The organism is Micromonospora sp. AMSO12t, from assembly GCF_008806585.1.
Classification (GTDB): domain Bacteria; phylum Actinomycetota; class Actinomycetes; order Mycobacteriales; family Micromonosporaceae; genus Micromonospora; species Micromonospora reichwaldensis.
Genome location: NZ_WAAS01000200.1, coordinates 1 through 12229 on the forward strand (window position 1 = coordinate 1; position 12229 = coordinate 12229).

At 70.3% G+C, this 12229-nt stretch carries 9 protein-coding genes and 1 CRISPR repeat array; of the genes, 1 reads left to right on the forward strand and 8 read right to left on the reverse strand.

Annotation, left to right across the window (positions count from 1 at the left end; translation table 11 throughout):
• Nucleotides 1–124 precede the first annotated feature (124 nt).
• A complete protein-coding gene (locus F6X68_RS23825) occupies nucleotides 125–523 on the reverse strand; it encodes a hypothetical protein (protein ID WP_151456372.1) in 399 nt (132 codons plus the stop codon).
• Nucleotides 524–927: 404 nt separating this feature from the next.
• Between F6X68_RS23825 and F6X68_RS23830 the strand changes: the two genes are divergently transcribed.
• On the forward strand, nucleotides 928–1365 hold the full coding sequence (locus tag F6X68_RS23830) for a hypothetical protein (RefSeq protein ID WP_151456373.1): 438 nt from the start codon (nucleotides 928–930) through the stop codon (nucleotides 1363–1365).
• A gap of 216 nt (nucleotides 1366–1581) precedes the next feature.
• A CRISPR array of direct repeats spans nucleotides 1582–6306; the repeat unit is 28 nt; unit sequence CTGCTCCCCGCGCACGCGGGGGTGGTCC.
• A gap of 353 nt (nucleotides 6307–6659) precedes the next feature.
• On the opposite strand, the gene cas2e is transcribed toward F6X68_RS23830, so the two are convergent.
• The 7 genes from cas2e to casA form a co-directional block, all read right to left on the reverse strand.
• A complete protein-coding gene (gene cas2e, locus F6X68_RS23835) occupies nucleotides 6660–7016 on the reverse strand; it encodes a type I-E CRISPR-associated endoribonuclease Cas2e (RefSeq protein ID WP_151456374.1) in 357 nt (118 codons plus the stop codon).
• Nucleotides 7016–7966 carry a type I-E CRISPR-associated endonuclease Cas1e gene (gene cas1e, locus F6X68_RS23840; protein WP_151456375.1) on the reverse strand — a complete coding sequence of 317 codons (951 nt, stop codon included), beginning with the start codon at nucleotides 7964–7966 and terminating at the stop codon, nucleotides 7016–7018. The genes cas2e and cas1e overlap by 1 nt, the downstream gene beginning before the upstream one ends.
• Before the next feature lie 14 nt (nucleotides 7967–7980).
• Nucleotides 7981–8646: a type I-E CRISPR-associated protein Cas6/Cse3/CasE gene (cas6e, locus tag F6X68_RS23845; protein ID WP_151456376.1), complete on the reverse strand. Its 666-nt coding sequence runs from the start codon at nucleotides 8644–8646 to the stop codon at nucleotides 7981–7983.
• Nucleotides 8647–8648: 2 nt separating this feature from the next.
• On the reverse strand, nucleotides 8649–9350 hold the full coding sequence (gene cas5e / locus F6X68_RS23850; protein ID WP_151456377.1) for a type I-E CRISPR-associated protein Cas5/CasD: 702 nt from the start codon (nucleotides 9348–9350) through the stop codon (nucleotides 8649–8651).
• Nucleotides 9347–10471: a type I-E CRISPR-associated protein Cas7/Cse4/CasC gene (cas7e, locus tag F6X68_RS23855; RefSeq protein WP_151456378.1), complete on the reverse strand. Its 1125-nt coding sequence runs from the start codon at nucleotides 10469–10471 to the stop codon at nucleotides 9347–9349. Before cas7e ends, cas5e begins: the two co-directional genes overlap by 4 nt.
• On the reverse strand, nucleotides 10468–11142 hold the full coding sequence (casB, locus tag F6X68_RS23860) for a type I-E CRISPR-associated protein Cse2/CasB (protein ID WP_151456379.1): 675 nt from the start codon (nucleotides 11140–11142) through the stop codon (nucleotides 10468–10470). The genes cas7e and casB overlap by 4 nt, the downstream gene beginning before the upstream one ends.
• Nucleotides 11139–12229 (reverse strand): type I-E CRISPR-associated protein Cse1/CasA (gene casA, locus F6X68_RS23865; RefSeq protein WP_151456380.1); only part of this gene is annotated, 1091 nt, incomplete at its 5' end. The genes casA and casB, both read right to left, overlap by 4 nt.

A 12229-nucleotide genomic window follows, 5' to 3' on the forward strand; every position in this document is an offset into this window, starting at 1 on the left:
CTCCCGATACAAGCGCACCGCACGTTCACGCAGCTCATCGGGGTACTTCTTCGGTGCTGCCACGGATGACTCCCTTCAGCTCCATCAGAGCATGATCGAAAGCCTCCGAGCTACCGGGGGAACCTCAATCCGCCAGCTCCGCGCCGGCAGCCACCGCATCCCACACCGTCGACGAGGTGCGGCGGGCCACCCGATGCTCCAGACCGCCCCACGCCCGCAATGTCGCGTCAACCGCCACCACCGGATCCGGCACCGCAAGCGCCAGCAACCCACCCAGCGACGCCGTCAACGCCGACCGCCCCACCCCGCCATCCGCTGACGACACGCAGGCCAACGGGCACCCCTCGCTCAGCAGCGCCGCCCGCCACCACAGCGACTCCACCCGCCTGCCTGCACCGAACTCGCGAGGGATCCCCCGCGTCACCGCCGCATCCACGCGGCGACGCCACTGCGACTTCAACGCCTCCACCCGGGCAGCGATCTCCTCGGGAGTAGGAGCCGGCGGAAAGGCTTTCTGCCTCACCGCCGGCTCCCCCAGCCCACCGCCCGCACTCGAAGGCACGTCGGCGGTGGGCTCTTCGGGCCGTCCGTCTGATGGCTCTTGCACGTCCGCCTCCCCGAAGGCTTGCCGTACAGCACTAGCCGCTGCCTACACCGGCGCGGCTGGTCCCCCGTTGCTGTCACGACCTGGACGCTGACCAAACGAAGCAGGCCCACGAAGACCAGCGCGCCTTGCAACGCCGATCTCCCACGAATCGAGAAGCCACCCCCCGGCAGCTAACTCAATCCGCTACGCTCCTCCCAAGCACACTTCCTACTAGATGAAGTGCACTTCACTGGCGATGCAGAGAGCTAAGCACGGACTACGCAGCGGCGTCAACTACAGTTCCGGGTTACGGCTACGAGTGGCTGCAGTTGGGAGGCTCCATGAAGGACACGCCAGCCGACCAGACCGAGGCCGCAACCTCTGACCTCATCCAAGGCAGACTCCGCGCCCTCTTCGCCGCCAGCCCTCCAGGCCGACCGCCATACACAGAACACGAAGTCGCGGTCGCGCTAACCAAAGCCGGCCACAAGATCACCGCAAACGGCATCCGACACCTACTCAAAGCCGAACGCATCAACCCCAAAGCCTCGACACTCCGTGGCCTCGCAGAGTTCTTCAACGTGCCAGTCGGCTACCTCCTAGGCGACAGCAGACAACCCGAAGACCCCAACCCCCAGATCCGCCTAATGACACGATCAATCACGAAGCTCTCACCCGCCGCACAAGACGGCCTTCAAATGATCATTGACAACCTTCTTCGAGTCGAAGAGGGCGCACGGCGCACTGACAGCAAGAGGCACCCACAGCGATCCGATTGAGCCCCCGCAAGCACCACCTATAGCGCCACTGTTCGCCCTCCTGTCGTGGGCCTCGCAAGCCGCCGACCGAACGATCGCCGCTCACCCGGCAGCGCTCGCCACACACCAGCGCTACGATGAAGCAGCACCTCGTCCACTCTTTTTCGGATGAGGATCTTGCAGAACCTAGTGATGCAAAATCGACTTGTTGATCTTTAGCGCCGCAGGTCAGCAAGTCTGCTCCCCGCGCACGCGGGGGTGGTCCGTAGCCGCCGTACTTGTAGATCAGGTACAGGTCCTGCTCCCCGCGCACGCGGGGGTGGTCCGCGTGTCTACGTCGCGGAGGGCTGACCAGTGGCCTGCTCCCCGCGCACGCGGGGGTGGTCCCCGGGCGACGTCGCCCGTCATCAACGCACCGACCTGCTCCCCGCGCACGCGGGGGTGGTCCCGTGCCGCACCACCGAATTGATGATCGGCGAGTCTGCTCCCCGCGCACGCGGGGGTGGTCCGAAGACGACCGGTGCGCGTACCCGGGCGACCACCTGCTCCCCGCGCACGCGGGGGTGGTCCCGGGGACCGGTTGCGGCCGTTGCTACGCGGCATCTGCTCCCCGCGCACGCGGGGGTGGTCCTCTCATTTCCGGCGTCTCTCTCACCGACGCTACCTGCTCCCCGCGCACGCGGGGGTGGTCCTTGCAGCGGCCCGTGGGTGGACTCCCACCACAGCTGCTCCCCGCGCACGCGGGGGTGGTCCCTTTGCCCCCACCGCAGGTCACGAAGCCGGAGACTGCTCCCCGCGCACGCGGGGGTGGTCCGCTGAACCGGTCGTCGGTCACCGTGGATTCCCACTGCTCCCCGCGCACGCGGGGGTGGTCCGCCGGTCGCGTCGCCACCGTTCGCGGTGGACGACTGCTCCCCGCGCACGCGGGGGTGGTCCCACGGTGCCGTTCGTAGCCGCCCGGGGTGCCGCCTGCTCCCCGCGCACGCGGGGGTGGTCCCCACACGCCACGCAGGAAGCCGTACGCGGGGATCTGCTCCCCGCGCACGCGGGGGTGGTCCGAAGGTAAAGAGTGTCGCCGGTAGGAAGGCGTCCTGCTCCCCGCGCACGCGGGGGTGGTCCTGGTCTACCCCATTTATTCTGGACCTGAAAGAACTGCTCCCCGCGCACGCGGGGGTGGTCCGTGGCTTGACCGTCGGATGCGCCACCCCGTCCACTGCTCCCCGCGCACGCGGGGGTGGTCCGTCGACGGCCGCCGGAGCGGAGTCGACCGTGGACTGCTCCCCGCGCACGCGGGGGTGGTCCGAAGCTGCGGGAGCGGCTGGAGGCTGTGCAGCACTGCTCCCCGCGCACGCGGGGGTGGTCCTGTGCTAGAGAATGACATCCTGGGTCGGGTCACCTGCTCCCCGCGCACGCGGGGGTGGTCCCGCCTGGTTGACGAGAGCATGCACAGCCCTCGCCCTGCTCCCCGCGCACGCGGGGGTGGTCCCCACCTTGATCCCGTCGACCCGGACCACCCGGCCTGCTCCCCGCGCACGCGGGGGTGGTCCCACCACTCTGACCGCCCGCGACATCCACACCGCCTGCTCCCCGCGCACGCGGGGGTGGTCCTGCGCGACCCGACCACCCCGGAGGCCAGGGTGACTGCTCCCCGCGCACGCGGGGGTGGTCCCCTTGGAGGACCAGAGATGAGCACCACGACTGTCTGCTCCCCGCGCACGCGGGGGTGGTCCTTCCTCCGACTCGGCGGCCCGCTTCTCGACGTACTGCTCCCCGCGCACGCGGGGGTGGTCCGTGCCCGTCGACACGCAGCCCGGCGCCCGTCATCTGCTCCCCGCGCACGCGGGGGTGGTCCCATGGGCGCTCGACTGTTCTTTGACGTAGAGGGCTGCTCCCCGCGCACGCGGGGGTGGTCCCTCACCATGCCGGCCGACGAGGTGTAGACCAGCCTGCTCCCCGCGCACGTGGGGGTGGTCCCTGGCCGGTCAGGACCGGGCTGTTGCCGTCCTCCTGCTCCCCGCGCACGCGGGGGTGGTCCCTCCGTCATCGGGTCATCGGCGTCCGGCACCGCCTGCTCCCCGCGCACGCGGGGGTGGTCCGTCGACCGCCCGGTCGGAGCCCTCGTGGCCGGCCTGCTCCCCGCGCACGCGGGGGTGGTCCGCCGCGCTGGTATGCCGGTCGCAGCCTGGACGGCTGCTCCCCGCGCACGCGGGGGTGGTCCGTCGCTCCGTCACCACCCGGGCAAAATTGCTGACTGCTCCCCGCGCACGCGGGGGTGGTCCCGACAAGTTCGTGCTCGGCATGGTCACGATCAGCTGCTCCCCGCGCACGCGGGGGTGGTCCCAAGGTCGGCCTGCTCAGCGTGTCGGGCACCAACTGCTCCCCGCGCACGCGGGGGTAGTCCTGAGCCGGTGGAGTTCTCTCGCCCGGTGGGTCGCTGCTCCCCGCGCACGCGGGGGTGGTCCCTGCGCCGCGGAGTACGCCACCGGCGCGGTGACCTGCTCCCCGCGCACGTGGGGGTGGTCCTGCCCTGGGTCGGCCGTGGAAACTGGCGACGCCCTGCTCCCCGCGCACGCGGGGGTGGTCCCTGGAAGTGGTTTCTCATCGGGGCGGCGGCCGGCCTGCTCCCCGCGCACGCGGGGGTGGTCCGGGAGCCCTGCCGTCGGGTAGCCGACTGGCAGGCTGCTCCCCGCCCACGCGGGGGTGGTCCGGAGAACTGGCACCTGCGGCAGGAAGCGGCCAACTACCCCCCGCGCACGCGGGGGTGGTCCCCGTCACATACCCGCCGGGAACTGGGCAGTCGGCTGCTCCCCGCGCACGCGGGGGTGGTCCCGGCTCCGCAGTCGCGGTAGCAAGCGCCCACGTCTGCTCCCCGCGCACGCGGGGGTGGTCCGCAGCCACGATCAACGCCCTCGCGGACGCCCTCCTGCTCCCCGCGCACGCGGGGGTGGTCCCGATCCGGCAACGCACGTGGGGCTCTATCTTGGCTGCTCCCCGCGCACTCGGGGGTGGTCCCATCAGCGCGCAGATCGGCGAATGCTGGATCGCCTGCTCCCCGCGCACGCGGGGGTGGTCCTCTGGCGGCGTTCCGCCGGCCGGGCGGTGACTTCTGCTCCCCGCGCACGCGGGGGTGGTCCCACGAGGTCGTCGATCTGGTCGGTGATGTGGATCTGCTCCCCGCGCACGCGGGGGTGGTCCCTCCGCCTCAGACTCCGACTCGATGCCGAACGTCTGCTCCCCGCGCACGCGGGGGTGGTCCCGAGCCGGCGACGTTGAGGCCGAGGGGCCCGTGCTGCTCCCCGCGCACGCGGGGGTGGTCCGTTCGCGCTGGGGACCGTGGCCGTGGTCTGGATCTGCTCCCCGCGCACGCGGGGGTGGTCCGTTGTTCGGCTTCCACGCCGTCGAGTGCGCGTCCTGCTCCCCGCGCACGCGGGGGTGGTCCCTGGCCTGACAGTCCGGCGTGGACAGATGCGAACTGCTCCCCGCGCACGCGGGAGTGGTCCCCGCTTCGGCATCCGCTGATTCCTTCCGTTGCGCTGCTCCCCGCGCACGCGGGGGTGGTCCCGACACCAACAACAAGCCCATGCTCGGCCCGATCTGCTCCCCGCGCACGCGGGGGTGGTCCCTCGGTCAGGTCCGTGGTGTCGCGCTGGTCGACCTGCTCCCCGCGCACGCGGGGGTGGTCCGTCCACGGGGTATCCGTCCTTGCATGACGGGCTCTGCTCCCCGCGCACGCGGGGGTGGTCCCGCCCGCTGGCGGGCCGGGTCGAAGATGGCGCCCTGCTCCCCACGCACGCGGGGGTGGTCCCCAAGGTGGCGCGAGACAGCGAGCGGAAGCTGTGCTGCTCCCCGCGCACGCGGGGGTGGTCCTCTCGGCGGCCACATCCCGAGTCAGCCCGGACACCTGCTCCCCGCGCACGCGGGGGTGGTCCTCCGGCGGGGTTACGGACAAGGTCGGAGACGGGCTGCTCCCCGCGCACGCGGGGGTGGTCCTTCATCCACGCCCGCCGGGCCGGCGACGTCGTCCTGCTCCCCGCGCACGCGGGGGCGGTCCCTCGAAGCGCAGGCTCGGGGTCCCGGACTGGTACTGCTCCCCGCGCACGCGGGGGTGGTCCCTCCAGCGCCCGCCGCCACGCCGCCTCGCTCGGCTGCTCCCCGCGCACGCGGGGGTGGTCCGTTGGCCGGCGCCCAACCGCTCTGGCGGTGGGACTGCTCCCCGCGCACGCGGGGATGGTCCCGCGTCGGCGTCGTCGACCCACCACCACGGGATCTGCTCCCCGCGCACGCGGGGGTGGTCCGTTGGCCGCCGACGGGTCGACGATCGTGTACTCCTGCTCCCCACGCACGCGGGGGTGGTCCCGCCAAGCGGCAGGAGCGCGCGGGCCTCGCGAACTGCTCCCCGCGCACGCGGGGGTGGTCCCGTGGTCTTGCGGGCCGCCGGGTCGACGGCCCCCTGCTCCCCGCGCACGCGGGGATGGTCCCGCGAAGTTCTACGCCGAGGAGGGCCAGTGGTCCTGCTCCCCGCGCACGCGGGGGTGGTCCGTCCGAGCAGCGCGACCACGCCCGGCAGGTGTGCTGCTCCCCGCGCACGCGGGGGTGGTCCCTGTGGCTGTGGCTCATCGTGTCGGTGCTTTCCTGCTCCCCGCACGCGGGGTGGTCCTCGGCCGGCAGACCTGTAGCAGGTCGTCCCACCCTGCTCCCCGCGCACGCGGGGGTGGTCCGGGCTAACCGCAGTCGCGCGCGGAAACTGCGACCTGCTCCCCGCGCACGCGGGGGTGGTCCATGCCACGGGCCTGGCGGAATGCAGGGCATCTGCTGCTCCCCGCGAACGCGGGGATGGTCCTCCCAAGGAGTGGCCCCGTGCCACGCGAGAGGACTGCTCCCCGCGAACGCGGGGGTGGTCCTGCACGCACGCGCCATCGGCGCCATGTCGGCGCCTGCTCCCCGCGCAGGCGGGAGTGGCCCCTCCACCCGGACATTCTTCGGCCCTGGTCCCGCGCACCGGTGGGGGTACATCGCAGACGTCGGCGCCGGTATCATGCTGCGCCCTGAGCGCGGGTGGCTCAGCGGCTGATAGGCCCCGTAGGTGAGGTTCTGCTCCTGCGGACGCAGGTCTGATCGCGGATCGCGCCGTACCCGCGTTCGCGTGACGGTCCCGCTCCCCCCCGCACACGTGACGTCGAAGGTTCTCGATTTGTCGCACCTATCGCTGCACGCCAGGCACACAGGGGTCTCCCCAAACCGAACTCGCCCAATCGACTACGTGTCGCATTCTTACCGTCGAATGGGCATCGATCGCCTTGCCTGTTGGCGTCCCTCTACGCTGGTCGCCCACGGCGCCCGAACCGGCGGCGCTTGGCCGCCTTGCTCCAGCCTCCAGCGACCGCAGGGTTGACCATCGGGTCAGCGGGACGCCGCATCAGGGTCACTCCATCCGCATCTACCGGAATCCAGTGATGGTCGTGGGCCAGGAACGACAGCCGCTGTTCTCCGCGAACCTGGAAGACCATCAGCGCCCGGCCCGCACCAGCCATGTCGATAACGCGAGCCCACAGCCTGTCGCGTACGCGGGTGCTCACGTGCCCGACGTACACGCCGGCGGAGATCTCAAACAACCACTGCGTCAGATGCCCCCGCAGTCCGGGCGGGCAGGCGGTGAGGATGATGACGGTCATCAGAAGTCGACCTCGCCAAGGTCGGCGTAGTTTCGACCTGCTGTCAGTTCGATGCCGGTGTCATCCCAGAGGCGTAGGGAATCTTCGTCCTCGATCTCACCTCCGGGCTGGGGTTGGAAAAGCAACATGCGGATGTCACGTACACACCGCGCGAGGATGGCCCCGTCGTGCACGCGGTCACGTACCGCGCGTCGGGTGTCGGTGCCGATGTCGGTCGAGCCGCTTGCCACCACGTCGAAGGCAACGGGGATCGTTATCTCAGCCTTGTACAGGTCAGCGATGTCGTACACGAAAGCCCGTTCGTGCCCGGTGTGCACGAAGCCGAGACCAGGCGCGGCCCCAAGCGCCACGATGACCGTGTGCACGATGCCGTACAGGCAGGCGTGAGCGGCCGACAGCGCTTGGTTAATCGGGTCGCTGCCGGCAAAGTCGGTCCGGTCGTAGTCGCGATGGCGCCAGGCGACACCAGTCCGCTCGGCATGCTCACGGTATGTCCGGCGGACTCGTGCGCCCTCTTTGCCGCGCAGTTGCTGCATCGTGAGGTTGGCGGTGTTCTCGCCGGGGAAGCGCATCGCGTACATGGTGCGGGCTACGGCGAGCCGGCGGTCTCGATGGCTGACCGCAGCGGCCTGCGCGACGAGCAGACGGCTGGACGCCGCGAGTGATCGTCCGTGCGCGTAGTAGCGCACGCCCCGCTCGCCGACCCAGACGGCGGTGGCTCCGTGGTCGGCGAGCAGGGCGATGGCCTGGTGGGTGATGCTGGTGCCGGGTCCGAGCAGCAGCACACCCACCGAGGCGGCCGGAATGTGCACAACGCCTTGATCATCGGTTGCGGTGATCGCGTTGCTGTCCCGATGGATCACGCTGCGTTCGAGGTAGAGGAAGCTGATCCGATCCTCGGCTCGGGTGAGGTCGCCGAGCTCGGCTGGCGGCACGCCTGGGATCTTCATCGGTCAGCCCGGATTCAGCCTGCGGGAGCGAGAGTGAGCAGGCCGCAGCCGTACGCCTTCGCATGTCCGATCCCGCTGGTCAACGCTCTACGAAAGGCGTCCGCATCGGTGACGTGGAGGATGCCGTCGTAGGTCACCGTCGTGAGGGTGACAGCGCCCATGCCTCGTCTGAAGGTTTGCGTCTGGCGGCGGTGCAGCCGCAGGTTAGGGCGACCGTCCTGCTGGGTCGCCAGGGCGAAGCCGTTCCGGGCGGCCCGGCTGGCCAACCATCCGACCTGCTCCTCTTCACGAAGGTAACCGAAGCGCTGTGTCTCCTTGGCGTCGGTGGTCTTACGCCCGTTGTGTGTGGGGTTCGCGGTGAGCCGAAACGCCCAATCCTGGCCGGGACGAAGCGAGCCGAGCAGCCCGCCATAGTCGCGGGTTACCCAGGTCTCCGTGGTGGGCCAGCCGGCCTGCTCGACCAGATGGGTGAGATCGGGCCGGCCGGGGCTGACGATGTAGAGGTGGACGGTGGCGGTGGCTGGGGTGTCGAGCCGCCACAACGTACGGGTGCCGTCCCGTTCGTGGTCCGCCGCGACGGCGAAGGCGGCGCGGACCGCCGCGTGCATGGCATGCGGTGAAGAGAGCAGCTTCCGTGCACCTCGGCGAGCGGGGTTGATCTGGAATCGAGTAAGAAACATGCTCAGCCTCCCAGCAGGCTCAGCGGGTCGTGCTCGGCAACGCCGGCCCGTTCCGCGAGGTCGTTGGTGACGTCGACGTGCCGGCGCAGCACCGACCGCCAAGTGTGCTGCCGATGCGCGGGATCGAAGCTGACCGGCTCGTCGGGCAGGGTCTCCGTGACCGGCTCGCCCGCCCGGGCGTCTCGGATGATCTCCAACCGGACCGTGCGGGCCGCCTTGCGGCGGTGCCACTCGGCGGCGAGCCACGGCCACGACGTCAGGGCGTCATCGACAGTGCCTTCGTGTACGCCGAGGCTGATCGGGAGGGCCGGCGGGCACGAGCGGCGACCGAGATAGAGCGGAAACCGGGGCCGTTTGAGTGCCTCCATCAGACCGTGCAGAAGCTCCTGCTCACCGCTGACGGCGGCGAGAAAAGCGGCGTCGGAGAGGTAGAAGCGGTAGGTGAGTGGCGCGCTGTCGCGTCCGTCGAGAGAACGGGCGGTCTGGAAGTCCCGCAGGATCTGCCCGGGCTGGTCCAGCCGTACCCCGAACTCCAAGCCCAGCAACTCGGTAAGCGGCTCAGTACGTCGGACGCCCTTGGCTGCGGCGAGCAGACCGATCACTCCGCTCTTGGTCGGCGCGACCTCGGTGCCCCGGCGAGCAAACCGGCTGGACGACCCCCACGACTGGAGCGGGCCCGCCAGCCTCAACAACAACACACTCATGCTGGCTGTCCGAGCGCCACAGCGACCTGCTCTCCCACTCCGGTGACCAACTCGCTGAAGCTGACCGCCTTGCCGAGGTCGGCCAGCACCGCAGTCTTGTCACCGACCTGGGTGACCCAGCTACCGACCGGCCGCTCGCCGAACGCGTTCTCGACGGCCACGGTGTGCTTCGCCAGTGCCGCTGCGGCCAGTTCGATCCGCCCGGCCGCGTGCGTCTCCCGCACGGGCGTCTCGAACGCCCCGACCAGGTTGATCGCTTGCGTGTCACGCAGCCGCACCAGCACCGCGTCGGGCAACGTACGGTGGGCGAACGTGTTCTGCTTGCCAGTCGGCATGCTACGCGCGAACGCCGTCAGGAATGCCTCGACCGCAGCTCGGGTCGCGCCCGCGTCGCCGAGGGTGCGGTGCAGCGCGTCCACGTCGACGGTCGCGTACCGGTACAGGGTGGAAGAGTTGAACTCGATGGTGCCGATCATGCCCGCGCCGGTCTCGGCGGCGTCGGCCTTGCGGTCGTCGACGGCGGTGAAGTAGTCGAACTCGTTGTCGACGGCGTGGACGCTGATGGCGTGCGCCACCTGGCATGCGGCGTCGACGTTGATGTCTGTCATGTCGGCCACCATCCGGCCGAACATCGCGATGTCGACTGAGTGTTCGGTGTTGGCCAGTGCCTTGAACCGGTTCTTGTCGAGAGTGGTGCCAGCTCGGGAGGCTTCCAGTGCTGCGGCGGCGAGGTTGTCCACCTGCCGGTGGCTCAGGAACATCAGGTAACCGGACTCGACGTCCTTCACCTCGCTCTTCTTCTTCTCCGCCTTGGCGAGGCCGGCAGCCACGAAGACCTCGGCGGCCAGCGTGGATGCGGCCTCGTCGGACAGGCTGGGGTCGAGGGCCTTGATCCGCGCCGCGAGGGACTCGCCCACGCGCTTGGTCCGTTCGCCGAGCTGGGAGCGGTCCAGCAGGCCTGCGAACGCTAGCCGGATTGCGCGCTTCCATGCCTGGCTGGACACCCGCGCGCGCCGCACACCGCCGTAGACGGCGGTCTTGGGTGAGCCGGTGTCGTCTCGGTTGAGGTTGCTCGGTGGCACCGTCTGCAGCGCGTAGACGTCAATGATGGTGCGGCTCATGACAGGTTCTCCTCGTGGGCGTCGGTGGCGGGGGTCTCAACGTCAGTGCTGGGCCGGCTGCGGAAGAACTCGCGGCCCCAGATGGCCTGGACCTGGGGCCGACCCGTGGGCAGGCGCAGGGTCTGCAGATCGTCGGCGAGTAGGCCGTAGTCGAGTGGGATCTGCGGTTCACGCAGCATCGTGATCAGGCTGCGCAGGTGGTAAATGCCCTCGTGGTAGGTGCTGGCAGTGCCGAGCGCGGCGAACCGGCGCCGTACACCGTCTGGCCCAGCCGACACGCGTACGAGCTCAGCCAGGGCCTGGCCAAGCCCTCGTCCATCCATATGCATCCGTTCCCGGCGCGACTGCTGATGCAGCGCGTACAGGGTCACCGCATCATGCATGGCGTACTCGGCGTCGGTGGCAACGGCATCGTCTGCCGGCCGGTAACCCAGCAGGTCTTCCGGAACCTGCAGGTAGCGCTCGAGCGTGTAGTCGAAGCCTGGTGCCCGGCCGATGCCGCGCCGCAGCCGGGCAAGTGCGCTGACCGCCTCCGGTTGGGGCGCCTCACGCAACAGCCGCACCTGCAGGGCACTGACCGTCCGTGCGACATGTTCGCCGAGGCCTCTGCGACGGCGTGCCCACGGTTTACGTGTCGGGGCGTCCGGCCGGCTGGTCTCTGCCACTGTCATGCTGCCTCCTCCTGCCTCTGGTGCTCGAGTTCAGCCGCCATCGGCAGCGCCTTGGCCAAGCCAAGGCGGAACCACGCCTCCGCCTGCGAGCTCGAGAAATGCACATCCCTCCCGGCGCGATCGACGCCAGGCCGGCCGGCCCAGGCCGCCGGGCCGGCAGCGGCGACCATTTCACTGCCCAGCCGTTTCACGGCCCGCCGCACCAAGCGCTGCCACGAGGCTCGCTCGGCCACCGGATCGCTGTCCGGTCCGAGCCGCGCCAGCCAATCCCGAAACGCGCGATCCAACAGGGCGTAGGCGCGTTCAGCCGCGCGTTCGGCATCGCCGCTGTCGATGTCCCGGCTACCAGCGGCGCGTACCAGGTTGTCGGCGAGCCGGCGCAGCACCCTCACCGCGGACTCGGCGTCGCCGGCAGCGTCGACGGCCGCCGCACGCAGAGCGGAGTCCTCGACCAGCAGCAGCACGTTCATGGTCAGCGCGTCGCTGAACACCTCGTCGACGACCGCCTGCTGCGTGCCGTAGGTGACGCTGGTGGCACGCGTTCGTGCCTGAAAGTCTGGCCCGACAACCCCGGTGACGGTCAGCCGGGCCAGCCACTGCACCACCATCGGCGACAGCCGCTGTGGCGCCTCGGCGCCGGGAAGCGGCGGCGCCGGCAGCAGGGTCTGCAGCCCTCGCCACAGTGCCCGACTGTGGTCGTGCGGCCGGGGCAGGTAGATCGGGGTCCGCTTCTGCTCACGCTCGCGTGGCCCGCTGCGTCCCCAGACGCTCATCGGCTCCAGCAGGTGTCGATCCTGCCACTCCAACCGATCACCGTTGGAGATCATGGCGCCGGTGACGCCACCAGCATCGCCGAACAGCCGGATCCGTCGTGACTGCCAGGTGTAAAGACTCAGCAGCCCGTGCGGGCCGCGTGCCGAGTCTGCCTCCTCGACGGCCGTCTGCGGCTCACGCTCCCACACCGGCAGGTCCCGCTCGTCGGATACCTGCCAGCCGGGCGCGATCGGCACCAGATTGAGCAGCAGCGTCTCCAACAGGGTCGCGCCCTCGATGTGCACGCCCCCCAACGCCCCGAGCGACGCCACCC